Source organism: Bradyrhizobium genosp. SA-3, assembly GCF_004212635.1.
Taxonomy (GTDB): domain Bacteria; phylum Pseudomonadota; class Alphaproteobacteria; order Rhizobiales; family Xanthobacteraceae; genus Bradyrhizobium.
On sequence record NZ_PSRT01000102.1, the window covers coordinates 1 to 24,721 of the forward strand.

Below are 24,721 nucleotides of genomic sequence, written 5' to 3' on the forward strand. Positions count from 1 at the left end.
CCAGCAATTGCAGCACGCCCATGACGCCGTTCAGGGGCGTGCGCAGCTCGTGGCTGACGACGGCAAGGAAGCGCGACTTGGTCTCGTTGGCCGCCACCGCTGCGCTGCGCGCGCGTTCGGCGGCATCGTGCTCGGCAAGCGCGTGGTCGCGTGCCTTCTCGAGCTCGGAGGTGCGCTCGATCACCTTGCGCTCGAGCGTCGCGTAGGATTCGCGCAAGTGTGTGGCCATGCGGTTGAACTGGTCGCCGAGCGCTTCCAGCTCGTCACCGGTCTTGATCGCGAGCCGCTGGCCGAGATCGCCGCTGCCGATCCGCCGCGCGCCCTGCGTCAGGATCTGGATCGGCACGCTCATGCGCCGGCTGAGCCAGAGCGACACCAGGACTGCGAAGGCCAGCAGGATGACCAGGAGAAACGTCGAGCGGCCGATCGAAGCATAGATCGGCGCGTAGGCTTCGGTGAGCGGCAGCTCGACGAATACCAGCCAGCCGAGCGAGGGCACCGTCGCATAGGTCGACAGCACGCGTTGGCCGGACAGATCCTCCTTGACAAGGCCGCCCGAGGGCGGCCCGACACCGTCGAGCGCAGCACGGACATCGGCATGGCCGGAGAGATCACTGCGCTGCAGCGCCCGCCACAGGTCGGGATGAGCGATCAACACCCCCATGCGATCGATCACATAGGCTTTGCCGGTGTTGCCGACCCTGATCCCGGCGACGAGATCCCAGATGAAGCGCAGATTGACCTCGGCAACGATCACGTCGGGAGCGCGGCCGGTGCCGCGCGTCGCGAGCGTCATGAACGGCTCGGTGTCGCCGAAGAAGTAGACGGGTCCGTAATAGGCCCGGCTTTCAATGGCGCCGCGGAAGGCGGGCGAAGCGGAAAGGTCGTCCTTGCTGCCGATCCTGTCGGCGACGCGGCGTGATACGCGCACCTGTTCGCGGCCTTGCGCGTCGAGCTCGGCGATTTCCGCGATCGCGGGCGAGAGACGCAGGAGACGGATGGCGTTCAGCCGTTCGTCCTCGTTGGTCGACAGCTCCGGGGGCAGGCGCGAGAGCCATCTGATCTGGCTCTCGATCTGGCCGATGAACTGGCCGATCTGAATGGCTGCGGACGCCGCCTGCTCGCGCTGAGTTGCCGCCAGCAGCTGCTTCTGCTCGCGATAGGAGAACCAGACGTCGAAGCCGGTGTTGATGGCAAGCGCGGCAAAGGCGAGGGCGACGATCGAGTAGAGATATTTTCTGAACAGCCGGCCGGGGGGCGTCCGCAAATGTCCCTGGTCGACCGCCTCGTTCACTCGCGGATCTCGTCGGCGCGGGCGAGCAGCGTGAATGGTATCGTCAGTCCCAGTGTGCGGGCGACCGTGCGGTTGATCAGCAGCTCGTATTTCCGCGGCGATTGCACCGGCAGATCGCCGGCCTTGGTGCCGCGCAGGATGAGATCGACATAATCGGCCGAGCGTACTTCGAGCGTCGGCCCGTAGCTCATCAGCCCGCCCACATCCATGAAATAATGGAACGGATAGATCGTGGGCACGCGATGGTTCGCCGCCGCCGTGACGACCACTTTCCGGTTCACCACGAGAAAGCTGTCAACGAGCGCAACCATCGCCGCCTTGGGCGGGTCGGAAAAACGCCTGATGGCGTCATCGATCTCCGCCGGTGCGTTGACGGGCGCGGGGATCGCGGCCACGCCGGACGCCGCGGCTTCCTGCTCGATCGATTCGAGGAAGAAACGCCCGCCGCGCGGGGTGGTCGCCGGGTTGAACATGATGCCGACGCGCGCGACATCAGGCACGGCCTCGCGGATCAGCTGAAGCCATTTGCCGCCCATCTCGGCGGTGCTGTTGGTAAAGCCGGTGACGTTGCCGCCGGGATGCGCAAGGCTTTCGACGAAGCCATTGCCGACGGGATCGTTGGCGGTGGCGAAAACGATCGGGATGGTCTTGGTGGCTGCAAAGACGGCCGCGGTTTCGATTGTCGAGCCGGTCAAGATCACGTCCGGCTTGAGGTCGAGCAGCTCCTGAACCGCCGTCTCCAGTCTGTCCGGTGCGCCGAAGGTCGAACGGACCTCGAGGCGGAAGTTGACGCCTTCGACCCAGCCTCGCTGTCTCAAGCCGACGATGAGGCCGCCCAGGCGGGAGGTCGCGCTGTCGATCATGATCCGCTTGGTCAGTTCGTCGTCGAGCGGCAATGCGGTCAGCGAAGCGACGATTCGCATGCGATCCGACGTCGCGCCGAGCGCGAGCCATCCCGCGGCGGTCGCGCCGGCAAGGCGAATGAAGCCGCGGCGGTCGACCGCGAAAGCGGAAGGCCGTTCAGTCATGGAATTCTTTGCATGATGGCCCTGTCCCAATCCGGATGCTTAGCGCGAAAGCCGGGTGCCCACAATTGACGAAAGGAGCGCATATGAACGTTCATTCGCAGCCTCGGCGGCCCAGCACGGAAGTTCAGATGTCGCTACTTGGCATAGGCCTTGACTAACGGCGCAGCGTAAACTCGTCCGCGCCGCGTCGGTGCTCCCAGTTTGCCTGCTCAAGCTCCGGCCTGTCGCATTCGACTTCCGGATAACCGATGCAGAGATAGGCGATGAATTTCCAGGCGTCCGGCACGTCGAGAGCGGCATGAATGCGCGCGGGGGTCAGGATTGAAACCCAGCCGATACCGATGCCCTCGGCACGCGCTGAGAGCCACATCGCGGTGATGGCGGCGACGACGGAATATTCCGTCGTCTCCGGCATGGTGGCGCGGCCGAGGCCGTGGCCGATATCGCTGGCCTTGTCCGCGAACACCGCGAGATGGCCAGGCGCCTGTTCGAGGCCCGACAGCTTTAGCGTGGCATAGTGCGCCGCGCGTTCACCGGCAAAGGCGTTCAGCGCCTCGGCGTTGCACGATTTGAAGTCGTCGATCACAGTGCGGCGGCGCGCGGCATCATCGACGACAACGAAACGCCAGGGCTGGCTGAGCCCAACCGACGGCGACAGGCAGGCGGTGTCGATCAGTCGCGTGATGGCACCCTCCGGCAGCGGATCGCTGCGGAAGCGGCGCACGTCGCGGCGCCACACGAACAGCTCGCGCAACTGCTGACGAAAGGCGTCGTCGAACTCGACCATGGATCAGCGTCCCATCTGGAAGGCTGCAGCGACCAGCAGGATCAGGATCTCACCTGTCTGCTCGAATGCGCCGAGGATGTCACCTGTCTGTCCGCCGATCTGGCGGATGGCAAGGCGTGCCAAGAGCAGACCGGCGAGCGACAGCAGGATCAGGCCGACCAGCGCCTTGGCGGGCCCGAGCGCGAGGGCGAGAGCGAGCGTCCCAAGCGCGAAGGCGATGGCGACACTGCGGCCCGGCGGCGGCCCCGCGCTGGCTGAAAGCCCATCCGGCCGCGCTGGAGGGACCAGCGACATGAAGGCTGGCACGCCGGCGCGGGCAGCGATGTGCGCCGCGCACAGCGCGAGCGTGACGGCCCAGGGACTAGCGATCGCGGCGAGCGCGCTCCAGCGCAGACCGAACGACAGGATCAGCGCGCAGACGCCGTAGGTGCCGATCCGGCTGTCGCGCATGATCTCGAGCTTGCGCTCGCGCGTCCGGCCGCCGCCGAGCCCATCGGCGGTATCGGCAAGTCCGTCCTCGTGCAGCGCGCCGGTGATGAGGGCGGTCGCGGCCAGCGCGAGCAGGGCGGCAAGGTTTGGTGTCAGTCCGAACCGGCTGGCGACCTTATAGACCAACGCGCCAGCAAGGCCGACCAGCAGTCCCGCGACGGGCAGGGCCCAGGTCGCACGCGCAATGGCACCGTCACCGGCGGGCTTCGACGATGCCACCGGCAGGATTGTGACGAAGGATGCCGCCATCCTGAGATCGGCGATGACGTCTTTCAAAACTTCGGCGCGCGGCATCATTTCAGCTTCATCGGCAGGCCGGCGACGACGAACTCGACCTCGTCCGCGACACCAGCAATGATCTGATTCATGATGCCGGCGGCGTCGCGAAAGCTGCGCGCCAGCGCGTTGTCGGGCACGATGCCGAGACCGACCTCGTTGGTGACGAGCACGACCGGGCTCTTGAGATGGAGCAGGGCGCCGGCAAGCTCCCTTACCTTGCTCTCCCAGTCCCGTTCCGCATGCATCAGATTGGAGAGCCACAGCGTCAGGCAATCCACGAGCCTTGCGCCGCCGCCATCGGTTGCGACCAGCACCTGCACGAGATCAAGCGGCACCTCGCGCTCGATCCAATCGGTTCCGCGCCGCGCACGATGCCTGGCAATGCGCGCCTCCATTTCGGCGTCGAGCGCCTCGGCCGTCGCGATATAGACGGGCTGCCCGGGAAAGGCCTTCGTGCGCGCTTCCGCACGCGTGCTCTTGCCCGATCGCGCTCCGCCCGTGATCAAGATGACGGCCATGAAGGTCTCCTATCAGCCCTGACTAATCACCAAACACGGCCAAAGACAAAGCCGAAATCAGGCCTGTAGGGGCTTGCGCTCTACCTTCGCTTTGCGCAACAGGGGCGGGACAGGAGACGAATGTGGGCTTTGCGGGGGCGATGGTGGTGGCGATGGCGGTGGATGCCCTCTTGGGCTGGCCGTCATGGCTGTTCGCGCGGATCGGCCATCCCGTGACCTGGCTCGGCCGCCTGATTGCGGCCATCGACATGGCCTGGAATCGCGTGTCTGACCCGCCGGCATTTCGCCGCGGCGCGGGCATTGCCGGCGCACTTCTCGTGATCGCGCTCTCAGTTGCGGTCGGCTGGGTGATTCAATCCTTGCTTCCCTCGGGCTGGATCCAGATCGTGCTGGTCGGCATCCTGGCTTGGCCGCTGATCGCGCTGCGCTCGCTGCACGATCATGTGGCGGCGGTGGCAAATCCCTTGCAGACCGGCGACATCACCGCTGCACGTGACGCGGTCTCGCGTATCGTCGGCCGTGATCCCGCGGCGCTCGATGAGCCCGGCATCGCGCGCGCAGCGATCGAGAGCCTCGCCGAAAACGCCTCCGACGGTATCGTGGCGCCAGTGTTCTGGGGCGCGCTGTTCGGCCTGCCCGGCATCCTCGGCTACAAGGCCATCAACACGCTGGACTCCATGATCGGCCATCGCAGCGAACGGCACGAAGCCTTCGGCTGGGCCGCGGCGCGCATCGACGATGTCGCCAATTTCATTCCGGCGCGCCTGACCGGCTTCCTCTTCGTGCTGCTGGCGCCGCGGCGATCGGAGGCGCTGTCGTGCATGAGGCGCGATGCGCGCCGCCATCGCTCGCCCAACGCCGGCTGGCCGGAAGCGGCCATGGCGGGGGCACTCGGTGTGCGGCTCAGCGGTCCCCGCATCTATCACGGCCGCATCACGAACGAGCCCTGGCTCAACGAAGGCGCGCGCGATCCGCTCGCTGCGGACGTCAATCACGGATTGGCGGTCTATCGCAGGTCCATGCTGCTTCTCGCAGGGGTGCTTGCGATCCTGGCCTTCGCGTGAAAGAACGGGGCATGCGCGAGCACGGTGGAAATCTCGATCAGGCCCAGCAGCGTTTTGGCGGACGCGCTGAGGATTGGATCGACCTCTCGACAGGGATCAACCGGCTGCCGTATCCGGTGGGCGAGGTGAGCCCGCGCGCCTGGAGCGCGTTGCCCTCGCGCGCCGAGATCGATGCGCTGCATCAGGCGGCTCAGCATGCCTATCGCACCAACGCGTCGATCGTCGCAATGGGCGGTGCACAGGCCGCCATTCAATTGCTGCCGCAACTGGCGCCAGCCGGCCGTGCGAGCATCTTCGCGCCGACCTACAATGAATATGCCGGGGTCCTGTCGGCTGCGGGCTGGGATGTCGAGGAGGTCGGGGAGCTCGACGCGCTGGCCGGCGCGGACCTCGCGATCATCGTCAATCCCAACAATCCCGATGGCCGCCGCCATACGCCGAAGGACTTGCTGGCATTGCTGCCGCGGGTCGGCCGCCTCGTGATCGACGAGAGCTTTGCCGATGCCGTCCCGCAGCTGTCGCTTGCTGCGGACGCGCGTCGGCCGGGACTGTTGGTGCTGCGCTCGTTCGGAAAGTTTTATGGCCTTGCCGGGCTGCGGCTTGGGTTCGCGCTCGGCAATGCGGCCGATATCGGCAAGCTTGCATCGATGTCGGGGCCATGGCCGATCTCTGGCGTAGCGATCGCGATTGGCTGCCGCGCCTTGCGCGATGATGCCTGGGCCGAGGCGACGTCAGCGCGGCTCGCACGCGACTGTGCTCGCCTCGATGCCATGGCGCAGTCGCAGGGCTGGACGCTTGTCGGCGGCACGCCCTTGTTTCGTCTTTATGGAACGCCTGGCGCGCGTGCCGCGCAGGAGAAACTCGCGCGTCGCCAAATCTGGTCGCGCGTCTTCGCGAGAGAGCCGGCATGGCTGCGCCTCGGCCTGCCGGGCAGCGAAGCCGAATGGACGCGCCTTATCGAGGTGCTAGCGCGCTAGCGCAAGCAATCCCTCGACGTCGAGGTGTTTTTCGATGTGATCGGCGAGGGCATCGAGCGCGCTCTCGATCCTGGCGCGATAGGGCTCGTCGCCCGCGGGAATGTCGAGGTTTGCCAAAAACGCCTTGCGGAAATCATCCGACGTGAACAGGCCGTGCAAATAGCTGCCTTGCACGCGGCCATCGCGCGAGATCGCGCCTTCCGGCTCGCCGTCCAGTTTCGCAAATGGCCGCGCGCGGTCGGGCCCATCGGTGCGGCCGATGTGGATCTCGTAAGCCTCGATCGATTGGTCCGTGGCGGCGTGCACGGCCGCGACACGCGTCAGCGTCTTCTCCGGGCTCATCACCGTTGTCACGTCCAGCAGCCCGAGACCCGGCGTGTCGCCCGCAGGTCCCTCGATGCCATCGGGATCAGCGACTCTATGCCCGAGCATCTGATAGCCGCCGCAGAGGCCGAGCACGTGGCCGCCTCGGCGGTGATGTGCGAGCAGATCGATATCCCAGCCCTGTGCGCGCAGGAAGGCGAGGTCGCCGCGGGTGGATTTTGAGCCGGGGATGATGACGAGCCTGACATCGCCGGGGATCGCTTCGCCCGGACGCACCATGACGAGATCGACGCCCGGTTCGAGCTTGAGCGGATCGAGATCGTCGAAATTGGCGATCCGCGATAACGCGAGACAGGCGATCTTGCATTGGCCGGGCTTTCGCGCATCACTGAGGCTCAGCGCATCCTCGGCCGGCAGTTCGCCGGCGCGTGCGAACCATGGCATCACGCCGAGGCCGCGCCACGCAGTCTTCGCTTCGATCAGCCTGTAGCCGTCGTCGAACAGCGTGAGATCGCCGCGGAACTTGTTGATGACGAAACCCTGGATCATCGCGGCATCATCGGGATCAATCACCGTCTTGATGCCGACGAGCTGGGCAATGACGCCGCCGCGGTCGATGTCGCCGACGAGCACGACGGGCACGTCGGCCTTGCGCGCAAAGCCCATATTGGCGATGTCGGCCTTGCGCAGGTTCACCTCGGCCGGACTGCCTGCGCCTTCGACCAGCACGAGATCGGCGCGTGCCTTCAGCCGCTCAAAGCTTTCCAGCACGGCGCCCATCAACGAGGGCTTCATTGCGGCATAGTCGCGCGCACGCGCGGACGCGATGCGCTTGCCGTGCACGATGACTTGCGCGCCGACATCGGTCTCCGGCTTCAACAGCACCGGGTTCATGTCGGTGTGCGGCTCGATGCCGGCGGCGAGCGCCTGCAGCGCCTGGGCGCGGCCGATCTCGCCGCCATCGACGGTGACGGCCGCGTTGTTCGACATGTTCTGCGGCTTGAAGGGCAGCACGCGCAGGCCGCGGCGCGTGAAGACGCGCGCAAGGCCGGCGACGATGAGCGACTTGCCCACGTCCGAGCCGGCCCCCTGGATCATCAGCGCGCGCGCCATAGCGAGATCGTCTCAGAATTCGACGCCGGCCTGCGCCTTGATGCCGGAGCGGAAGGGATGCTTGACCAGCGTCATCTCGGTGACGAGATCGGCGATCTCGATCAGCTCGTCCTTGGCGTTACGCCCGGTGAGGACGACATGCGTCATCTCAGGCTTTTGCGTCGTCAGGAATTCGACCACCTCTGCGATATCGAGATAGTCGTAGCGCAGCGCGATGTTGATCTCGTCGAGCACGACCATGCGCAGATTGGGATCGAGGATCAATTCCTTGGCCTTCTCCCAGCCGGCGCGCGCGGCGGCGACGTCGCGGGCGCGGTCCTGCGTCTCCCAGGTGAAGCCTTCGCCCATCGCGTGGAACTGGCAGAGATCGCCGAAATGGCCGGTGAGCAGGCGCCGCTCGCCGGTATCCCAGGCGCCCTTGATGAACTGCACGACCGCGCAGGGGAAGCCATGGGCGACGCAGCGGACGATCATGCCGAAGGCGGAGGACGACTTGCCCTTGCCGGCGCCGGTGTGGACGATGATGAGGCCTTTTTCGCCGCTCTTGGTCGCCATGATCTTGTCGCGGGCGGCTTTCTTCTTCGCCATTTTCGCAGCGTGGCGGGCGTCGGTTTCCTCGCTCGTTTGGGTCTCCGGTTCAGGCGTCATCGTACCAGTCCTTCGGCTTGACAAGTGGCGGCCAGCGGCAAATGGTGGGCCCGCGTTGGTTCCTGTCCTATGACAGACGAAGAGGGAATGCGATAGGGTCCGAATCGGCAAGATTTGGGTCCAAAATGCAGCCGCCCCCGCGACCGTGACCGGAGAGATGCCCGAAGCCACTGACCCCTAACGGGATCGGGAAGGCGGGGATCGAAGGGTAAGACCCTGCTCCGCAAGCCGGGAGACCTGCCAGCGCGGAGGATTTTGGACCGGCGGACGGGGTGTTCCGCGACGGGGAAACGGGCCCCTGAAAAGTGGTTCGTGCGCCTCTTCGCCTCCCGCTGTTTATTCTGGAAGAGGCGATGACGGTCACACTTCACGTCTGCATTACCTGCCGTGCCGGCGAGACGCTTGGCGAGGGCGAGACGACGCCAGGCAAGCGGTTGCACGGTGCGATCCTGGACGCCGGCGTGCCCGATGGCGTCAGCGTGGTTCCCGTCGAATGCCTGTCGGCCTGCAGCCAGGGCTGCTCGGTCGCGCTGAGTGCGCCCGGCCGCTGGTCCTATGTCTATGGCCGCCTTTCGGATGCGAATGCGCGCGATGTGGTCGCGGGCGCCGCGGCCTATGCGGCCGCGCCTGATGGCCTCGTGCCCTGGCGCAGCCGTCCCGAAATCTTCCGCAAGCAGTCGCTTGCGCGCATTCCCCCCATTGCCGTCGTGCCGGAGGCCGCCGAATGAATTCGCTCGCAAAAGTCCCGGTCACGGTGGTCACGGGTTTTCTCGGCTCCGGCAAGACGACGCTGATCCAGCATCTGCTCGCCAATGCCGGCGGCAAGAAGCTCGCCGTGCTCGTCAACGAGTTCGGCAGCGAGGGCGTCGATGGCGAGATCCTGAAGTCTTGCGCCGACGCCAATTGCCCCGAGGAGAACATCGTCGAGCTCGCCAATGGCTGCATCTGCTGCACCGTCGCCGACGATTTCATTCCGACCATGGAGCAGTTGCTGGCGCGCCCCGTGAAGCCCGATCATATCCTGATCGAGACCTCGGGCCTGGCGCTGCCAAAACCGCTGCTGAAAGCGTTCGACTGGCCGGAGATCCGTTCGCGCATCACGGTCGACGGTGTGATCGCGCTGGCCGATGCCGAAGCCGTCGCTGCCGGCCGCTTTGCGCCAGATCCGGCTGCGGTCGAAGCGCAGCGTGCGGCGGACGACAATCTCGATCACGAGACGCCGTTGTCGGAAGTGTTCGAGGACCAGATCGCCTGCGCCGACATCGTGCTGCTGACCAAGGCCGATCTTGCGGGCAGCGCAGGCATTGAAGCGGCCAAGGCCGCGATCATAGCCGAGATGCCGCGCCGCGTGCCGATGCTCCCTGTGACTGATGGCGCGATCGATGCGCGCGTCATCCTCGGCCTCGGCGCTGCCGCCGAGAACGATCTTGCCGCGCGGCCCTCGCATCACGACGGCGAGGACGAGCACGAGCACGACGATTTTGCCTCGGTCGTGATCGATCTTCCGGAAGTGTCTAATGTCGATGCGCTGGTCGCCTCCATCCAGCGCCTGGCGCGCGAGCAGAACGTGCTGCGTGCGAAAGGCTATATCGCGGTCGCGGGCAAGCCGATGCGCCTGTTGCTGCAAGCGGTCGGAGAGCGTGTGCGGCACCAGTTCGACAAGCCCTGGGCTGCCGGCGTACGGCAGTCGAAGCTCGTCTTGATTGGCGAGCACGGTGATATCGACGAGACCGCGATCAGGTCAGGACTTGGTCTTTCAGGATCTGGCATCTGATGCACGTCGTTTTCCGCGAGAGCCGCGGTCTCGAGGAGACCGCGACGCCAAGAGACATCGGCCAGGACCCGGCCGATCTCGTGGTGCTCTCGTATTCGGATTCCGACCTTGCGGCGTTCGCGGCCGGCTGGCGGCGCGGCCGTAACAGCTTGCCGTCGCTACGGCTCGCCAATCTTGCGGAGCTGCGTCATCCGCTCTCGGTCGACACCTATATCGAGCGCACGCTGTCGCAGGCGCGCGGCATCCTGGTGCGGTTGATTGGCGGTGAGTCCTATTGGCCGTATGGGTTGGCTGCTCTTCAGCAGCTGGCGAAGGACCGCAACATCGCGCTGGCCGTGCTGCCGGCCGATGGCCGTGACGATACGCGGCTGGACGCGTATTCGACATTGCCGGTCTCGACGCTGCGCCGGCTCAAGGTGCTCTGCGACACAGGCGGCCCGGTCGCGGCGCAAGCTGCGATCGCGCAGCTCGCGCTGGCCTCGGGTCTCTATGCCGGGCCAGTCGTCGGCGAGATGACCGTGCCCGAGATGGGATTCTACGATCCCGCGCGTGGCGTCATTGCTGCGCCGGTGGGCGACGAGGGGAAGCCCCGCGCGCTGGTGACGTTCTATCGCTCCTATCTCACCGCTGCGGACACCGGCCCGGTCGATGCCTTGATCGCCGCGCTGCGTGAGGAGGGCTTTGACGCCTGTGGTGTCTTCGTCACCTCGCTGAAAGCCGCGGGCGTCGCCGATTGGCTGCGCGCGCATCTCGCGCAAGATCCTCCGGCCGCGATCGTCAATGCGACGGCGTTCTCGGCAATGGGCGACGACGGTGCGACGCCGTTCGATGCCGCATCCTGTCCGGTGTTCCAGGTTGCGCTCTCGACGGCGCGGCGCGAGGATTGGGCTACCTCGCTGCGCGGCCTGTCGCCCGGCGATCTCGCGATGCATGTGGTGCTGCCCGAGGTCGACGGCCGCCTGTTCGCGGGCGTGGTGAGCTTCAAATCCGCTGGGATGCGCGATCCCGATCTGCAATTCTCTCATCTCGCCCATCGCGCGGATGAGGAACGGGTGAAGGTCGTCGCGGCACGCGTTGCCGCCTGGCGGCGGCTCGCGGAGACGCCGGCCGCCAGGAAGCGACTGGCGATCGTGCTCTCGAACTATCCTGGACGTCCGCACCAGATCGCGCATGCGGTCGGTCTCGATGCGCTGGAATCGGTCGAGGCTTTGGTGTCTGATCTTGCGGAGGCCGGCTTCGATGTTGCGCCGGTCCATGCGCTCGGCGAGACGCTGCTGAGACAGCAACTGACGTGGAGCGTCGCTGAGTATCGTGCCGCGCTCTCGCGCCTGCCGCAAGTCTTGCAGGATGATCTCGCGCAAGCCTGGGGCGCGCCGGAAGATGATCCGAGCTGTCGCGACGGCGCGTTTCACTTCGCCGCGATTCATTGCGGCCGGTCGATCATCGCGGTTCAGCCCGAGCGTGGCGATGCAATGACGCGCGATGCCGACTATCACGATCTCGCCCGCACGCCGCGCCATGCCTATGTCGCGTTCTATCTCTGGCTCAGGGAGCAGGGCATCAATGCCGTCGTGCACATGGGCGCGCACGGCACGCTGGAATGGCTGCCCGGCAAATCCGTGGCGCTGTCATCGAACTGCTGGCCGGAAGCCCTGATCGGCGATCTGCCCGTCATCTATCCCTTCATCGTCAATGATCCCGGCGAGGCCGCGCAGGCCAAGCGGCGCATTTCTGCCGTCACGATCGGCCATCTGCCGCCACCGCTTGCGGCATCCGCGGTGCCGGAAGGTCTGCGCCGGCTCGAACATCTGCTCGACGAATATTCGACTGCCGATGGTCTTGATCCCGCGCGCCGCCAGCGTCTGATTGCCGCGATCCGCGATGAGGCGCGCGCGGCGGGCCTCGAAGACGATCTGGGCCTCGATGCATCGGCCGCACCAGCCGAAGCCATTCCGCGGATCGATCGCTTCGTCTGCGACCTCAAGGAAAGCCAGTTCGGTGACGGCCTGCACGTGTTCGGCCGCGGCGCCTGCGGCGAAGCGGAGCGGGAGGCGCTGCAGGCGGCGCTTGCAGGCAAGCGCGTCGCTCCGGGGCCGTCGGGCTCGCCCTATCGCGGGCGCCAGGACGTGCTGCCCACCGGGCGCAATCTTTTCGCAGTCGATCCGCGCGCGGTGCCGACGCCGTCGGCGCATGCGCAAGGCATCAAGCTTGCCGAAGAGCTGCTGCGCCGTCACTTGCAGGATCATGGCGACTGGCCGAAGGGCCTCGTGGTCGATCTCTGGGGCTCGGCGACGATGCGCACCGCGGGCGAGGAGTTCGCGATGGCGCTGCATCTGGCCGGCCTCGCGCCGCGCTGGGACCACGCCTCCGGCCGCGTCACCGGTTACGACATCATCGCGCCGGCCGAGCTCGGCCGTCCGCGCATCGACGTGACGCTGCGCGTGTCCGGCCTGTTCCGCGATGTCTTTTCGGGTCTGGCGCAATTGTTCGAGGCAGCAACCGAGGCACTCGCAAGCCGCGACGAGGAGGGCGAGGAGAATCCCTATCGCGACCGCGCGTCACGCGTATTTGCGCCGCGACCCGGACAATACGGCGTTGGCTTGTCGGCGATCCCTGATGCGTTCACGCCCGAGACGCGTGATGCCGCCGGCGAAGCCTGGCTGTCGGCATCGTCCTGGGCGTTCTCGGCGGATGGTGCGATCAAGCCCGATCGCGCCGGCATCGAGGCGCGGCTCGCGTCGGCGGATGCTTTCGTTCACGTCCAGGATCTGCCGGAGACCGATCTTCTGCTCGCCGCCGACTATGCCGCGCATGAAGCCGGCATCGCCGCAGCTGCGGCACATCTCGGCGCGGAAGGACCATCGCTCTATCATCTCGACGCGACCCGTCCCGACCAGCCGCATGCGCGCACGCTGACGGAAGAGATCTCGCGCGTCGTCCGGGCGCGCGCGGCCAACTCGGCCTGGATCGCCGGCATGATGCGCCACGGCTTTCGCGGCGCGGCCGAGATCGCCGCGACGCTCGAGCACATGGCTGCCTTCGCCCATCTCGCCGATGCCGTGCCGCCGCATCTGTTCGATCTCTATTATGATGCGACGCTCGGCAATGACGACGTCCGCGCCTTCATGGCGCGCGAAAATCCGGCGGCGCTCGCCGCAATGGAGACGTGCTTCACGCGGTTACATGACGCCTCGCTGTGGCGAACGCGCCGCAATTCGATCGCCGCTGCGCTGAAGGAGGCGTCATGAGCGCTTCCGCGGTCAAGGGCTGGTGTCCCGGCGCGCTGCGGCCGATGCGATCGGGCGACGGGCTCGTGGTCCGGGTGCGTCCGTTCGGTGGACGCCTTGAAGCGGCACAGATTTCCGGCCTTGCTGGGCTGGCCGAACGCTTCGGCAATGGTCTCATCGACGTGACGAGCCGCGCCAATCTCCAGATCAGAGGTGTCAGCGACGAAAGCCACGGTCCGCTGCTCGATGGTCTTGCGCGACTGGCGCTGCTCGACCCCGACGCCGACATCGAATCCCGGCGCAACATCCTGGTGACGCCGTTTTGGAACGAGGGCGACGACACGCAGGCGCTCGCCGCCGAGCTCGAAGAGGCGCTTGCCGACAGCGCGCTCAAATTGCCCACAAAATTCGGCTTCGCGATCGATGACGGGACCTCGCGTGTGCTGGCCGGCGATTCCGCCGACGTGCGGATCGAGCGCGATCGCAGCGGCCGGCTCCTGGTCCGGGCCGATGGTGCGAGGCTCGGCCGCTCCGTCGGGCGCGGAGGCGCCGTGAGCACGGCGCTGGCGCTCGCAAACTGGTTCATCACCTCCGGCGGCATCAATGCCGGGCGAGGGCGCATGGCGGCCCACATCGCTTCCGGCGCGGCATTGCCCGGGACCTTGCGCGGCGAGACCGAACCGGCTCCGGTGATGGCCGCGCTGCGGCCCGGGCATTATCCGCAGGGCGCCATGGTCGGGGTCGCGTTCGGACAGATGCTGCATACGACGCTGCATCAATTCGCCGGTGGCGGACATGCCCTGCGCATGACGCCATGGCGGATGGTTCTGAGCGAGGGTAAGCGTGCGATGCCGAGCGGGGCGGGTCTCATCACCGAACCCTACGATCCCGCGCTGCGCGTCATCGCCTGCAGCGGCGCTCCGCGCTGCCGAGAGGCGCATGCCGACACCCGCGCGCTCGCCGCCGCGCTCGCGCCGCGCATTGCACCCGACATGCGGCTTCACGTCTCCGGTTGCGCCAAGGGCTGTGCGCATTCCGGCGCCGCCGCTGTCACGCTGGTTGCGACCCGCGCCGGATTCGATCTCGTCCGCGGTGGATCGACCCGCGATGAGCCCGCTCTGCGCGGCCTGAACCGCGATGACATCGTCAGCGATCCCTCCATTCTGGTCGGAGGGCACTGATGCCCTACACTTACGAGACCGACGGCGCGGCGATCTACCGCCAGTCCTTTGCGACCATCCGCGCCGAGGCGGATCTTGCGCGCTTCACGCCGGACGAGGAGCAGGTCGTGGTGCGGATGATCCATGCCGCCGGCATGGTCGGCCTGGAGGCGCATATCCGCTTCACGCCCAGCATGGCGGCCGCTGCGCGTGCCGCATTGCAGAAGGGGGCGCCGATCCTGTGCGACGCGCGCATGGTCTCCGAAGGCATTACGCGCGCGAGATTGCCGGCGGCCAACGCGGTGATTTGCACGCTGGGCGATGCCGCCGTTCCCGCACTCGCGCAATCCATGCGCAACACCCGCTCGGCCGCCGCGCTGGAGCTGTGGCGGCCGCATCTCGATGGCGCGATCGTCGCGATCGGCAACGCGCCGACTGCGCTGTTTCATCTGCTCAATATGCTGGAGGACCGCGACTGCCCGCGGCCCGCGGCGATCATCGGCTGTCCCGTCGGTTTCGTGGGCGCGGCCGAATCCAAGGCCGCGCTGATGGCCGATGCGCCGGCACCTGCGCTGACGGTCGAAGGCCGCCTCGGCGGCTCCGCGATCACGGTCGCCGCCGTGAATGCGCTGGCGAGCCGGAGCGAATAGCCATGGGGCGCATCATCTGCTGCGGTCTCGGCCCCGGCGATCCTGATTTGATGAGCGTGCGCGCCGACCGCATGGTGCGCGGGGCGCAGCATGTCGCCTATTTCCGCAAGAAGGGACGCCCCGGCCAGGCGCGCCGCATTGTCGAGGGCATGCTGGCTGCGGACGTCACCGAATATCCCATGGAATATCCGGTCACGACCGAGATCGCTTTCGACAGCCCTGAATACGTCCAGCTGCTCGCCGGCTTCTACGATGAATGGGCTGAACGCCTGGCGCGGCTTTCGCGCGCGGTCGATGTCGTCGTGCTCTGCGAGGGCGATCCCTACTTTTACGGCTCCTTCATGCATCTGCACACGCGCCTGCAAGGACGCGTCGAGATCGAGGTGATCGCGGGGATTCCCGGCATGGTCGGCTGCTGGAATGGCGTCGGACAGCCGATCGCGCTCGGCGACGACGTCACGACGGTGTTGATGGGGACGCTTCCCGAAGACGAGCTCGAGCGGCGCATGCGCGATTCCGATGCGCTCGTCATCATGAAGACCGGGCGCAATCTCGCAAAAGTGCGCCGCGCGCTCGCGTCCGCCGGCCGGCTGGACGATGCCTGGCTGGTCGAGCGTGGCACCATGCCGGGGGAGCGTATCGCGCGGCTCGCCGAGATCGACGTCACCGATTGTCCTTACTTCGCGATCGTGCTGGTGCACGGCAAGGGCCGGCACCTGGACGCCGCCGAATGACGGGCACGCTAACCATCGCGGGCCTTGGCCCTGGCAGCGACGCGCTGGTGACGCCGGAGGTCTCCGCCGCGCTCGCGGCGGCAACAGACATTCTCGGCTATGCGCCCTATGTCGCCCGCGTGCCGCCGCGACCGGGGCTTACCCTGCGCCCGTCGGACAATCGCGAAGAGCTGCAGCGCGCGAGCGAAGCCCTGAGGCTTGCCGCCGAAGGCGGCCAGGTTGTCGTCGTCTCCTCCGGTGATCCCGGCGTGTTCGCGATGGCCTCGGCCGTGTTCGAGGCGCTCGAACAGGCACCGCAATGGCGGGACCTGCCGATCCGCGTGCTGCCCGGCATCACCGCGATGCTGGCGGCGGCTGCGCGCGCCGGCGCGCCGCTCGGCCATGATTTTTGCGCGATCAATCTCTCCGACAATCTGAAGCCCTGGACGGTGATCGAGAAGCGCCTGCGGCTTGCCACGGAAGCCGATTTTGCCATCGCGATGTACAATCCGCGCTCAGTCAGCCGTCCGGAAGGATTTGGCCGCGCGCTTGAGGTGCTGCGAGCTGCCGGCTGCGGCGAGCGGCTCGTGATCTTCGCGCGCGCGATCAGTACGCCCGATGAAAAGATCGAGACCGTCACGCTGAACGAAGCGGCGCCCGAGATGGCCGACATGCGCACGCTGGTGATCGTCGGCAATTCGCAGACGCGGCGCGTCGGCCGCTGGGTCTATGCCCCGAGGCGGGTAGAATGACCGAGCCACTGCATGATCTCAGCCACGCTCTCGGCCCGCTGACGTTCGGGCAGTTCTGGCCGCGAGATCATGACCACGGGCAGGCCCAGCACGCGGGCCGCATCGATTTTGGCGCGCGCACCGTCGCCGCCGGAATTGCGGGCGACGATCCACGTGATGCCGCGGGTGCGCATCATCTTCAATTCGCCGTCGAGGGTGAAAGGACCGCGCGACACGATCACATCGGTCGCGAAAGGCAGGGGCGCTTCGGGCGGGTCGACGAAGCGCAGCGTATAAGTGTGCTGCGGCTTCATCGCGAATGGCGCGATGTGCTGGCGGCCGATGGCGAGGAACACTTTTGTCGGTGCCTCGGGCAGCGCGGCGACGGCGGCGTTGACGTTAACGACCTCGATCCAGTCGTCGCCAGGCGCTTTGCTCCAGGGCGGGCGCTCCAGCGCAATCAACGGTGTGCCGGTCTCCGCGCACGCCGCGACCACATTGCGGCTCATCTCGGCGGCAAAGGGATGCGTCGCGTCGATCACATGGGTAATGGACTCACGACGAATGTATTCGGCAAGCCCGCTCACGCCGCCGAATCCACCGATGCGTGTCGGCAGCGGTTGATCGGCGGGAGCACGGGTGCGGCCGCCATAGGAATAGACGGCGTTGAGCCCAGCGCGCGCGATCTCCGCCGCGAGCAGGCTCGCATCGGCTGTTCCGCCCAGAATGAGGGCGCGTGTCATGGCTGATCCCTGGCTGACCATCATCGGTATCGGCGAAGATGGCCTTGCCGGCCTGTCGGAGGCAAGCCGAAAGGCGCTCGATGAGGCCGAAACTGTTTTCGGCGGCGAGCGCCATCTCGCGCTTGCCGGCGTAGGCAGCCGCGGTCGCCTCTGGCCCGTGCCGTTCGACGTGGAGATCGTGCTGAGCCGCCGCGGCCGTCCGACCGCGGTGCTCGCCTCCGGTGATCCATTCTGGCATGGCGCCGGCGCAAGCCTTGCCGAGAAGCTCGGTGGAGACGAGTGGATCGCGCATCCGGCGCCGTCAACCTTCTCACTCGTCGCAGCGCGGCTGGGCTGGCGTCTTGAAGCAACCACCTGTCTCGGGCTCCACGCCGCGCCGTTCGAGCGTCTTGTGCCGCATTTGGCGCGAGGTGCACGAATCATTTGCCTGGTGCGCGACGCAGCGGCGGTGGACGCACTCGCGAAATGGCTGACGGAGCGCGGGTGGGGCGCCTCGCTCTTGTGGACTCTCGAGGCGCTTGGCGGTCCACGCGAATACATCGATCAGCATCGCGCCGATCTCTTTGCTGAGGATATTACTGGAAATCTGGTTGCGGTGGCGGTGCAAGCGGGCGAAGGCCAAGGCATTCCCCGCAGCTCGGGATTATCGGACGATCTCTTTGTTCATGACGGCCAGATCACCAAGCGGCCGGTGCGCGCGCTCGCGATCTCGGCGTTGGCGCCGCGCCCAAGCGAACGGTTATGGGACATCGGCGCCGGGTCAGGCTCGATCTCCGTCGAGTGGGCGCTGTGTGGCGGGACCGCGACCGCGATCGAGGCACGCGAAGATCGCGCAGCAAACATTCGTAGCAACGCCGCCACGTTTGGATTGGCGCATCGGATCACGGTCGTCACAGGAGTTGCACCTGGGGATCTTGCTAAGCTCGAAGCGCCGGACGCCGTCTTCATCGGCGGGGGCCTCGATAGCGCGATGTTCGACGCCATCTGGTCGCAACTCGCGCCGGGGGCGCGGCTGGTCGCGCATGCCGTGACGCTGGAGACGGAGGCGCTGCTCGGCGAGCTGCACCAGCGCCACGGCGGCGAGCTGATGCGGGTCGAGATCGCGCATGCCGGCCCGCTTGGCCGCTACCGGTCCTGGGAGGCGGCACGTCCGGTGGTGCAGTGGAGTGTGGTCCGATGAAGGTTGCCGGGCTCGGATTCAACAAGGACGTCACGCTGGCTTCGCTGCGTGAAGCGCTTCTGGCGGCCGGTGGTCCCGCAGGCCTTGCGGCGGTGGCGACTGTTACCGACAAGGCAGAAGCGGAGCCGTTGAAGCAGCTCGCGCGCGAATGCGGTGTGCCGATCAGGGCCGTTCCCGTCGAAACGTTGTCCGGCATCGACACGCCGACGCAGTCAAAACTCATCACGGAAAAGTTCGGCACCGGATCAGTTGCCGAAGCCGCGGCGCTCGCAGCGGCCGGCCCTCGCGCGCGGCTGATTGCGACACGGGTTGTCTCGCAGGATCGCACCGCAACCGCGGCGATCGCGGAAGGAGACGGCGTATGACGGTGCATTTCATCGGCGCGGGGCCGGGCGCGCCCGATTTGCTGACGTTGCGTGGGCGCGATCTGATCGCGGCCTGTCCGGTCTGCCTCTATGCCGGCTCCCTTGTCCCTGCGGGCGTGCTGGCGCATTGCCCGCCCGGCGCGCGGATCGTCAACACCGCGCCGCTGTCGCTGGACGAGATCATCGCGGAGATCGCCGCAGCGCATGCGGAGGGCGAGGATGTCGCGCGGCTGCACTCCGGCGATCTCTCGATCTGGTCGGCGATGGGCGAGCAGCTCCGCCGCCTGCGTGCGCTCGGTATTCCCTATTCGGTGACGCCGGGCGTTCCGTCCTTCTCGGCTGCTGCAGCGGCACTGGAGACCGAGTTGACGCTGCCTGGTCTCGCTCAGACGGTGGTGCTGACGCGCACCCCGGGCCGGGCCAGCGCGATGCCTGAGGGCGAGAAGCTTGCGGCGTTCGCCGCGACCGGCGCGGTGCTCGCGATCCATCTGTCGATCCATCTGCTCGACAAGGTCATCGCCGAGCTCACGCCGCATTACGGCGCGGACTGTCCGGTCGCCATCGTCTGGCGCGCGAGCTGGCCGGACCAGCGCATCGTGCGCGCCACGCTCGCAACGCTCGATGCGGCTGTGGGCGGCGAAATGGAGCGCACCGCGCTGATCCTGGTCGGCCGGACGCTTGGCGCCGCGGATTTTGACGAGAGCCGCCTCTATGCCGCCGATTATGATCGCCGCTATCGGCCGGTCGGCGCCGAGCCACGCTTTCCGGAGGCGTCGTAATGGCGGCGGGCCTCGTCATCTCCGCACCTGCCTCAGGCGTCGGCAAGACCACGCTGACGCTGGCGCTCGCCCGCGCCTGGCGCAATCGCGGATTGAACGTGCAGTGCTTCAAGAGCGGGCCCGACTATATCGATCCCGCCTTCCACGCCGCGGCCACGGGACGGGCCTCCGTCAATGTCGACAGCTGGGCGATGGATCGCGGAGCCATCGCGCATCTCGTCAGCCGCGGCGCGGATGCCGATGTCGTGCTCGCCGAGGGTTCGATGGGCCTGTTCGACGGTGTTGCCGCACGCGGCGTCTCCGGCACCGGCGCCACCGCCGACATTGCGGAGATGCTGGGCTGGCCGGTGCTGCTGGTGATCGATCCCTCGGGCCAAGCGCAGACCGCGGCGGCGATCGCCGCAGGTCTTCGTGATTATCGCGCTGGCGTGCGCCTCGCAGGCGTCGTGCTCAATCGCGTCGCCAGCCCGCGCCACGAAAATCTCGTGCGGCGCGCGCTCAACGATGCCGGCATTCCCGTATTCGGCGCGCTGCCGCGCCATGCCGAGATCAGCCTGCCGAAGCGCCATCTCGGCCTAGTGCAGGCCGAGGAGCAGGTCGAGATCGGCAAGCTGATCGACGAGGCCGCGCGTTTCGTCGCCGAGCATGTCGATCTCGAGGCGGTGCTGCGAGCGGCAGCCAGCTGGTCGCCGCAGTCTGCCGCCAATGGCCTGAACGTGAGACCGCCCGGGCAACGCATCGCGCTGGCCCGCGATGCGGCGTTCTCTTTCGTCTATCCGCATATGCTGGAAGCCTGGCGCGCGGCCGGCGCCGAGATCTCGACATTCTCGCCGCTGGCCGATGAAGCGCCTGATGCCGGCGCCGATGTCTGCTGGCTGCCCGGCGGCTATCCCGAGCTTCATGCCGGCAAGATCGCGGCTAATGCACGCTTTCGCAGCGGCCTGCGCACCTTTGCCGAAACGCGCCCGGTGCACGGCGAATGCGGAGGCTATATGGTGTTGGGAATCGCTTTGACCGACGCCGACGGCGTGCGCCATGAGATGGCGGGGTTGCTCGGCCTGGAGACCAGCTTTGCCAAGCGCCGCATGCATCTGGGCTATCGTCTCGCCGTACTGGCCGCACCGATGCCGGGGCATCAGGTCGGCGCACGCCTGCGCGGCCACGAGTTCCATTATTCGACGATCATCGCCCAGCCCGATACGCCGCTGGCCGTGGTTCACGATGCAACGGGCACGGTCGTTGCCGAGACCGGCTCGCGGCGGGGCCAAGCCACCGGCACGTTCTTCCATCTGATCGCGGAGGACCGGTGAGCGGTTTTGTTTCTTTCGTCTCCGCCGGCCCCGGCGATCCCGAGCTTCTCACGGTGAAGGGCGCCGCGCGGCTGCGTGAGGCCGACGTCGTGCTCTATGATGATCTTGCCTCCGGCGCGATCCTCGATCTCGCTCGTCCCGGCGCCAATCTCGTCGCGGTGGGAAAACGGGCAGGGCGGCCCTCGACCAAGCAGCACCACGTCAACCGCCTCTTGGTCGACTATGCCGCAACCGGCGCGCGCGTGGTGCGGCTGAAGTCGGGCGATGCCGGCATTTTCGGCCGGCTCGAGGAGGAGCTGGAGACGCTGCGCGAGGCCGGCATCGGCTACGAGATCATTCCCGGTGTCACATCCGCCTGCGTTGCTGCCGCGCAAGCCGGCATCCCCCTGACCCGGCGCCACACCTCGCGGCGGGTGCAGTTCGTGACCGGGGCCGACGTCACCGGCGAACTGCCGCCAAACCTGAATTGGGCCGCGCTGGCCGATCCGGAGGCAACCACCGTGGTTTATATGGGTCGGCGCACTTTTCCGGCGCTTGCCGCAAAATTGATCGACCATGGCCTCGCCGCAGACACGCCGGCGCTGTTTGCGGAATCTCTTGGCCGTTCCGACGAACGGCTGGTCCGCACCACCATTGTCGAGCTCGCCGAGCAGCTTGCGCGCGGCGGAGCCGCCTCAACGGCCGCCGTCATCCTGTTCGGGGCACTGGCGGGGGACGATCCGTCATGATAGCCGCCGTCGCCCGTCGCCCCTTGACGCCCGGCTCACGAAAGGGGCACACAGGAGAGGCATGGTGCTCGATGCGGCGCAAAGCGCCGGAGCATAATCGGGAATGGGGATGGGCGGACCCAGTTGCGGCGTCCAAAACCCCAGCCGCCCCCGCGACTGTAAGCGGTGAGGGGCTCCGATCAGCCACTGGGCCGCAAGGCACGGGAAGGCCGGAGAACCCCAGTGAACCGCGAGCCAGGAGACCGGCCCTGCACGTTTTGAGGCCAAGGCCGTCGGGTGTGACGGCAGGAAGGATCTGAACCATGCATATCGAACCAGGGATCGTGACGGGCGCCAAGCTCGTGTTGAGTTACGCAACCGGCATCGCCGCAGGCGGCGTTGCCTTGAAACTCGCGGTCGAGACCGTGCGCGAGCAGGGCATCGGCTCGTTCGCGACGCGCACCCTCGGCACCACCGGCCTCGTCTTCACTTTCTTCCAGGTTCTGCCGCACTTCCCGGTCGGCGTCTCCGAGGTGCACTTCATCCTGGGCTCGACCTTGTTCCTGCTGTTCGGTGCTGCGCCCGCCGCCTTCGGCCTTGCGTTCGGCCTGCTGCTCCAGGGCGTCTTCTTCGTGCCGACCGACCTGCCGCAATACGGCATGAACGTCACCACGCTCCTGGTGCCGCTGTTCGCGATCCAGGCGCTGGCGACGCGGATCATTCCGCGCAACACGGCTTACGTCGATCTGCAATACCGCCAGGCGCTGGCGCTCTCGACCGCCTATCAGTCCGGCATCGTCGCCTGGGTGGCGTTCTGGGCGCTGTATGGCTCCGGCTTCGGCGCGACCAACCTCGCCAACATCGCGACGTTTGCGGCATCCTATGCGCTGGTCATCGTGATCGAGCCGCTCGCCGATCTCGCCGTGCTGGCGCTGGCGAAGTCGCTGCGTGGCGTCACCGCGCCCGGCCTCGTCACGCCGCGCCTGCATAACGCCGCTTAAGAGACGAGCGAGGGGCGGCCGGCGCGGCCGCCCCTCGCGCTCGCGATGCTCACGCTTTCCCTGATAGGCATCGGTTGCGGCGATCCCGGGCAGCTCACGCGCGCCGCGATCCAAGCCATCAACGCCGCCGATCTCGTCCTGATCCCGCGCAAGGGGACGGCGAAATCCGATCTTGCGGATCTGCGGCGGACGATCTGCGCGGATGTGCTCACCAGCGAGAGCACGCGCATCGCCGAGTTCGACTTGCCGGTGCGTGACGCGACTGAGGCGGACTACCGCAAGGGCGTGGACGATTGGCACGATGCCGTGGCCGCGACCTGGTCGCAAACGATCGCAAATCATCTCGCCGGCGAGGGCAAGGTTGCGCTGCTGATCTGGGGCGATCCTTCGCTCTATGACTCCTCGCTACGCATTGCGCGGCGGCTCGATCCCTTGCCTGATATCGAGGTCGTGCCCGGCATCACCTCGATCCAGGCGCTGTGCGCCGTGCATGCGCTGCCGCTCAACGACATCGGCGAGCCGTTCCTGGTCACGACGGGGCGGCGCTTGCGCGACGGCGGCTGGCCGCAGGGCACCGATACCGTGGTGGTGATGCTCGACGGCGGCACGGCGTTCCAGTCGCTCGATCCGGCTGGGCTTCAGATCTGGTGGGGCGCCTATCTCGGCATGCCCGATCAGATCGTCATGTCCGGCGCGCTGGCCGAAGTGGGCTCGCGTATTGTCGCAATGCGGCGGGAAGCGCGCGAGCGGCATGGCTGGATCATGGACAGCTACATTCTCAAGCGCACGCGTTAAGCGAGGCAGCATGCTCCCCGAATGGATCTACCAACAGTGCCCCGAGATCTCCGCGCATCATCGCGAGGCGGCGATCGCGCGGCAGGCGCAACTGACAAAGCCGACCGGCGCGCTCGGCCGGCTTGAGCAGCTCGCGATCGAGCTTGCGGGCCTGCAAGCGACGGTATCCCCTCGTGCCGCGCGCGTGCCGATCATCGTCTTCGCCGGCGATCACGGCATCGTCGCGCAGGGCGTGTCGGCCTATCCGCAAGCCGTGACGATCGCGATGATGGCGAATTTTGCCTCCGGCGGCGCCGCGATCTCGGTGCTGGCGCGTGAGCTTGGCTCCAGCCTGGAGGTGGTCGACGCCGGCACGCTTGCGCAGGCCGAGATGGCGGGCGTCGTCACCGACAAGCCGCGCAGCGGCACGCGCGACTTCAGCGCGGAAGCTGCGCTCGAACCTGCGGAACTGGCATTCGCCTTCGCAGCCGGCCAGCGTGCGGTTGCACGCGCGGAAGTCGGTCAGCCCGATCTCCTGATCTTCGGCGAGATGGGCATCGGCAACACCACGACGTCGGCGGCGATTGCGGCGAGCCTGCTCGGCATCAGCGCCGAGGAGATTGCGGGCAGCGGCACCGGCATCGATGCGGCCGGCCGGGCGCACAAGGTGCGGGTGATCGATGCCGCGATTGCGCGCCATGGCATTGCGGGCGCTTCGCCCGAAGACATCCTGTGCGCTGTCGGCGGTCTCGAGATCGCGGCGATCTGCGGCGCGATCATCGCAGCTGCGCAACGCCGCATCCCTGTATTGATCGACGGCTTCATCGTGTCGGTGGCGGCACTGACGGCGATGCGGATCAACCCGTCGTGCCGGCCGTTCCTGCTGCCGTCGCATCAATCGGCGGAGCAGGGGCACCGGCTGGTGCTGCGTGCGCTGAACGTTCAGCCGCTGATCAGCCTCGATCTCAGGCTTGGGGAGGGATCGGGCGCCGCGATCACGCTGCCGCTGGTGCGGTCGGCCTGCGCGCTCCACAACGGCATGGCGACGTTTGCGCAGGCCAATGTACCGGATCGCCCGGGCTGATC

The 24,721-nt window shown here is 67.1% G+C and carries 25 protein-coding genes and 2 riboswitches; of the genes, 17 read left to right on the plus strand and 8 right to left on the minus strand.

Annotation, left to right across the window (positions count from 1 at the left end; all coding sequences use genetic code 11):
• From CWO91_RS29505 to cobU, 5 genes are all read right to left on the minus strand, one after another.
• Positions 1 to 1,294: cache domain-containing protein (locus tag CWO91_RS29505; protein WP_130218609.1), on the minus strand; the 1,294-nt coding region annotated here is incomplete at its 3' end.
• The gene (locus CWO91_RS29510; protein ID WP_130218611.1) at positions 1,291 to 2,322 is read right to left on the minus strand and encodes an ABC transporter substrate-binding protein; all 1,032 of its coding nucleotides are present in this window, start codon (positions 2,320 to 2,322) and stop codon (positions 1,291 to 1,293) included. The genes CWO91_RS29505 and CWO91_RS29510, both read right to left, overlap by 4 nt.
• A gap of 154 nt (positions 2,323 to 2,476) precedes the next feature.
• A complete protein-coding gene (gene bluB, locus CWO91_RS29515) occupies positions 2,477 to 3,109 on the minus strand; it encodes a 5,6-dimethylbenzimidazole synthase (protein WP_130218613.1) in 633 nt (210 codons plus the stop codon).
• Positions 3,110 to 3,112: 3 nt separating this feature from the next.
• Positions 3,113 to 3,895 carry an adenosylcobinamide-GDP ribazoletransferase gene (gene cobS / locus CWO91_RS29520; RefSeq protein WP_130218615.1) on the minus strand — a complete coding sequence of 261 codons (783 nt, stop codon included), beginning with the start codon at positions 3,893 to 3,895 and terminating at the stop codon, positions 3,113 to 3,115.
• Entirely contained in the window at positions 3,892 to 4,395 is a 504-nt protein-coding gene (cobU, locus tag CWO91_RS29525) for a bifunctional adenosylcobinamide kinase/adenosylcobinamide-phosphate guanylyltransferase (RefSeq protein WP_130218617.1), read from the minus strand. The genes cobS and cobU overlap by 4 nt, the downstream gene beginning before the upstream one ends.
• A 122-nt stretch (positions 4,396 to 4,517) precedes the next feature.
• On the opposite strand from cobU, the gene cbiB reads away from it, so the two are divergent.
• Together cbiB and cobD are read left to right on the plus strand one after the other, a co-directional pair.
• Positions 4,518 to 5,459, plus strand: a complete 942-nt coding sequence (gene cbiB / locus CWO91_RS29530) for an adenosylcobinamide-phosphate synthase CbiB (protein WP_165405796.1) — start codon at positions 4,518 to 4,520, stop codon at positions 5,457 to 5,459.
• Between the two features lie 11 nt (positions 5,460 to 5,470).
• Positions 5,471 to 6,436, plus strand: coding sequence for a threonine-phosphate decarboxylase CobD (gene cobD, locus CWO91_RS29535; RefSeq protein WP_165405798.1), 966 nt, complete (start codon positions 5,471 to 5,473; stop codon positions 6,434 to 6,436).
• Here the strand turns inward: cobD and CWO91_RS29540 are convergent.
• Both CWO91_RS29540 and cobO read right to left on the minus strand, forming a co-directional pair.
• The gene (locus CWO91_RS29540; RefSeq protein ID WP_130218621.1) at positions 6,425 to 7,873 is read right to left on the minus strand and encodes a cobyric acid synthase; all 1,449 of its coding nucleotides are present in this window, start codon (positions 7,871 to 7,873) and stop codon (positions 6,425 to 6,427) included. The genes cobD and CWO91_RS29540 overlap by 12 nt on opposite strands.
• Positions 7,874 to 7,885: 12 nt before the next feature.
• Positions 7,886 to 8,521, minus strand: coding sequence for a cob(I)yrinic acid a,c-diamide adenosyltransferase (gene cobO / locus CWO91_RS29545; protein ID WP_130218623.1), 636 nt, complete (start codon positions 8,519 to 8,521; stop codon positions 7,886 to 7,888).
• A 39-nt stretch (positions 8,522 to 8,560) separates the two neighbouring features.
• A riboswitch (cobalamin riboswitch) is annotated at positions 8,561 to 8,780 on the plus strand.
• A gap of 94 nt (positions 8,781 to 8,874) precedes the next feature.
• On the opposite strand from cobO, the gene CWO91_RS29550 reads away from it, so the two are divergent.
• Genes CWO91_RS29550 through cobJ form a run of 7 tightly spaced genes read left to right on the plus strand, consistent with a single transcriptional unit; the run spans position 8,875 to position 16,797 of the window.
• Positions 8,875 to 9,249, plus strand: a complete 375-nt coding sequence (locus CWO91_RS29550; RefSeq protein WP_130218625.1) for a DUF1636 family protein — start codon at positions 8,875 to 8,877, stop codon at positions 9,247 to 9,249.
• Positions 9,246 to 10,295, plus strand: a complete 1,050-nt coding sequence (gene cobW, locus CWO91_RS29555) for a cobalamin biosynthesis protein CobW (protein ID WP_130218627.1) — start codon at positions 9,246 to 9,248, stop codon at positions 10,293 to 10,295. Before CWO91_RS29550 ends, cobW begins: the two co-directional genes overlap by 4 nt.
• Positions 10,295 to 13,543, plus strand: coding sequence for a cobaltochelatase subunit CobN (gene cobN / locus CWO91_RS29560; RefSeq protein ID WP_130218629.1), 3,249 nt, complete (start codon positions 10,295 to 10,297; stop codon positions 13,541 to 13,543). The genes cobW and cobN overlap by 1 nt, the downstream gene beginning before the upstream one ends.
• Positions 13,540 to 14,703, plus strand: a complete 1,164-nt coding sequence (gene cobG / locus CWO91_RS29565) for a precorrin-3B synthase (RefSeq protein ID WP_130218631.1) — start codon at positions 13,540 to 13,542, stop codon at positions 14,701 to 14,703. The genes cobN and cobG overlap by 4 nt, the downstream gene beginning before the upstream one ends.
• Positions 14,703 to 15,332: a precorrin-8X methylmutase gene (locus CWO91_RS29570; protein WP_130218633.1), complete on the plus strand. Its 630-nt coding sequence runs from the start codon at positions 14,703 to 14,705 to the stop codon at positions 15,330 to 15,332. Before cobG ends, CWO91_RS29570 begins: the two co-directional genes overlap by 1 nt.
• A 2-nt stretch (positions 15,333 to 15,334) precedes the next feature.
• A complete protein-coding gene (locus CWO91_RS29575; RefSeq protein WP_130218635.1) occupies positions 15,335 to 16,066 on the plus strand; it encodes a precorrin-2 C(20)-methyltransferase in 732 nt (243 codons plus the stop codon).
• A complete protein-coding gene (gene cobJ, locus CWO91_RS29580) occupies positions 16,063 to 16,797 on the plus strand; it encodes a precorrin-3B C(17)-methyltransferase (protein ID WP_130218637.1) in 735 nt (244 codons plus the stop codon). The genes CWO91_RS29575 and cobJ overlap by 4 nt, the downstream gene beginning before the upstream one ends.
• On the opposite strand, the gene CWO91_RS29585 is transcribed toward cobJ, so the two are convergent.
• A complete protein-coding gene (locus CWO91_RS29585; RefSeq protein WP_130218639.1) occupies positions 16,773 to 17,519 on the minus strand; it encodes a cobalt-precorrin-6A reductase in 747 nt (248 codons plus the stop codon). The genes cobJ and CWO91_RS29585 overlap by 25 nt on opposite strands.
• Between CWO91_RS29585 and cbiE the strand changes: the two genes are divergently transcribed.
• The 8 genes from cbiE to cobT all read left to right on the plus strand — a co-directional run bounded on the left by cbiE (position 17,518) and on the right by cobT (position 24,719).
• Complete coding sequence (gene cbiE, locus CWO91_RS29590) at positions 17,518 to 18,699, plus strand: precorrin-6y C5,15-methyltransferase (decarboxylating) subunit CbiE (RefSeq protein WP_130218641.1); 1,182 nt, start codon at positions 17,518 to 17,520, stop codon at positions 18,697 to 18,699. The genes CWO91_RS29585 and cbiE overlap by 2 nt on opposite strands.
• Complete coding sequence (locus tag CWO91_RS29595) at positions 18,696 to 19,064, plus strand: cobalamin biosynthesis protein (RefSeq protein ID WP_165405799.1); 369 nt, start codon at positions 18,696 to 18,698, stop codon at positions 19,062 to 19,064. The genes cbiE and CWO91_RS29595 overlap by 4 nt, the downstream gene beginning before the upstream one ends.
• A complete protein-coding gene (gene cobM / locus CWO91_RS29600; protein WP_130218645.1) occupies positions 19,061 to 19,843 on the plus strand; it encodes a precorrin-4 C(11)-methyltransferase in 783 nt (260 codons plus the stop codon). Before CWO91_RS29595 ends, cobM begins: the two co-directional genes overlap by 4 nt.
• A complete protein-coding gene (locus CWO91_RS29605) occupies positions 19,843 to 21,153 on the plus strand; it encodes a cobyrinate a,c-diamide synthase (RefSeq protein WP_130218647.1) in 1,311 nt (436 codons plus the stop codon). The genes cobM and CWO91_RS29605 overlap by 1 nt, the downstream gene beginning before the upstream one ends.
• On the plus strand, positions 21,150 to 21,881 hold the full coding sequence (cobA, locus tag CWO91_RS29610) for a uroporphyrinogen-III C-methyltransferase (RefSeq protein ID WP_130218649.1): 732 nt from the start codon (positions 21,150 to 21,152) through the stop codon (positions 21,879 to 21,881). Before CWO91_RS29605 ends, cobA begins: the two co-directional genes overlap by 4 nt.
• Before the next feature lie 45 nt (positions 21,882 to 21,926).
• A riboswitch (cobalamin riboswitch) is annotated at positions 21,927 to 22,146 on the plus strand.
• 37 nt (positions 22,147 to 22,183) lie between these two features.
• Positions 22,184 to 22,861, plus strand: coding sequence for an energy-coupling factor ABC transporter permease (locus tag CWO91_RS29615; protein WP_130218651.1), 678 nt, complete (start codon positions 22,184 to 22,186; stop codon positions 22,859 to 22,861).
• A gap of 45 nt (positions 22,862 to 22,906) precedes the next feature.
• Positions 22,907 to 23,656: a precorrin-6A synthase (deacetylating) gene (gene cobF, locus CWO91_RS29620; protein WP_130218653.1), complete on the plus strand. Its 750-nt coding sequence runs from the start codon at positions 22,907 to 22,909 to the stop codon at positions 23,654 to 23,656.
• 10 nt (positions 23,657 to 23,666) lie between these two features.
• Positions 23,667 to 24,719 carry a nicotinate-nucleotide--dimethylbenzimidazole phosphoribosyltransferase gene (gene cobT, locus CWO91_RS29625; RefSeq protein ID WP_130218655.1) on the plus strand — a complete coding sequence of 351 codons (1,053 nt, stop codon included), beginning with the start codon at positions 23,667 to 23,669 and terminating at the stop codon, positions 24,717 to 24,719.
• The last annotated feature ends 2 nt before the right edge of the window (positions 24,720 to 24,721 follow it).

What these genes read in the sequence shown, in the direction of transcription:
- cobM (WP_130218645.1), top strand. Translation starts at nt 19,061, where the DNA reads ATGACGGTGCATTTCATCGGCGCGGGGCCGGGCGCGCCCGATTTGCTG.
- cobG (WP_130218631.1), top strand. Translation starts at nt 13,540, where the DNA reads ATGAGCGCTTCCGCGGTCAAGGGCTGGTGTCCCGGCGCGCTGCGGCCG.
- CWO91_RS29540 (WP_130218621.1), bottom strand. Translation starts at nt 7,873, where the DNA reads ATGGCGCGCGCGCTGATGATCCAGGGGGCCGGCTCGGACGTGGGCAAG.
- CWO91_RS29585 (WP_130218639.1), bottom strand. Translation starts at nt 17,519, where the DNA reads ATGACACGCGCCCTCATTCTGGGCGGAACAGCCGATGCGAGCCTGCTC.
- CWO91_RS29595 (WP_165405799.1), top strand. Translation starts at nt 18,696, where the DNA reads ATGAAGGTTGCCGGGCTCGGATTCAACAAGGACGTCACGCTGGCTTCG.
- bluB (WP_130218613.1), bottom strand. Translation starts at nt 3,109, where the DNA reads ATGGTCGAGTTCGACGACGCCTTTCGTCAGCAGTTGCGCGAGCTGTTC.
- CWO91_RS29570 (WP_130218633.1), top strand. Translation starts at nt 14,703, where the DNA reads ATGCCCTACACTTACGAGACCGACGGCGCGGCGATCTACCGCCAGTCC.
- cobF (WP_130218653.1), top strand. Translation starts at nt 22,907, where the DNA reads ATGCTCACGCTTTCCCTGATAGGCATCGGTTGCGGCGATCCCGGGCAG.
- cobU (WP_130218617.1), bottom strand. Translation starts at nt 4,395, where the DNA reads ATGGCCGTCATCTTGATCACGGGCGGAGCGCGATCGGGCAAGAGCACG.
- cobJ (WP_130218637.1), top strand. Translation starts at nt 16,063, where the DNA reads ATGACGGGCACGCTAACCATCGCGGGCCTTGGCCCTGGCAGCGACGCG.
- cobO (WP_130218623.1), bottom strand. Translation starts at nt 8,521, where the DNA reads ATGACGCCTGAACCGGAGACCCAAACGAGCGAGGAAACCGACGCCCGC.
- cobS (WP_130218615.1), bottom strand. Translation starts at nt 3,895, where the DNA reads ATGATGCCGCGCGCCGAAGTTTTGAAAGACGTCATCGCCGATCTCAGG.
- CWO91_RS29510 (WP_130218611.1), bottom strand. Translation starts at nt 2,322, where the DNA reads ATGACTGAACGGCCTTCCGCTTTCGCGGTCGACCGCCGCGGCTTCATT.
- CWO91_RS29575 (WP_130218635.1), top strand. Translation starts at nt 15,335, where the DNA reads ATGGGGCGCATCATCTGCTGCGGTCTCGGCCCCGGCGATCCTGATTTG.
- cbiE (WP_130218641.1), top strand. Translation starts at nt 17,518, where the DNA reads ATGGCTGATCCCTGGCTGACCATCATCGGTATCGGCGAAGATGGCCTT.
- cobW (WP_130218627.1), top strand. Translation starts at nt 9,246, where the DNA reads ATGAATTCGCTCGCAAAAGTCCCGGTCACGGTGGTCACGGGTTTTCTC.
- CWO91_RS29605 (WP_130218647.1), top strand. Translation starts at nt 19,843, where the DNA reads ATGGCGGCGGGCCTCGTCATCTCCGCACCTGCCTCAGGCGTCGGCAAG.
- cobN (WP_130218629.1), top strand. Translation starts at nt 10,295, where the DNA reads ATGCACGTCGTTTTCCGCGAGAGCCGCGGTCTCGAGGAGACCGCGACG.
- CWO91_RS29550 (WP_130218625.1), top strand. Translation starts at nt 8,875, where the DNA reads ATGACGGTCACACTTCACGTCTGCATTACCTGCCGTGCCGGCGAGACG.
- cobD (WP_165405798.1), top strand. Translation starts at nt 5,471, where the DNA reads ATGCGCGAGCACGGTGGAAATCTCGATCAGGCCCAGCAGCGTTTTGGC.
- cobT (WP_130218655.1), top strand. Translation starts at nt 23,667, where the DNA reads ATGCTCCCCGAATGGATCTACCAACAGTGCCCCGAGATCTCCGCGCAT.
- CWO91_RS29615 (WP_130218651.1), top strand. Translation starts at nt 22,184, where the DNA reads ATGCATATCGAACCAGGGATCGTGACGGGCGCCAAGCTCGTGTTGAGT.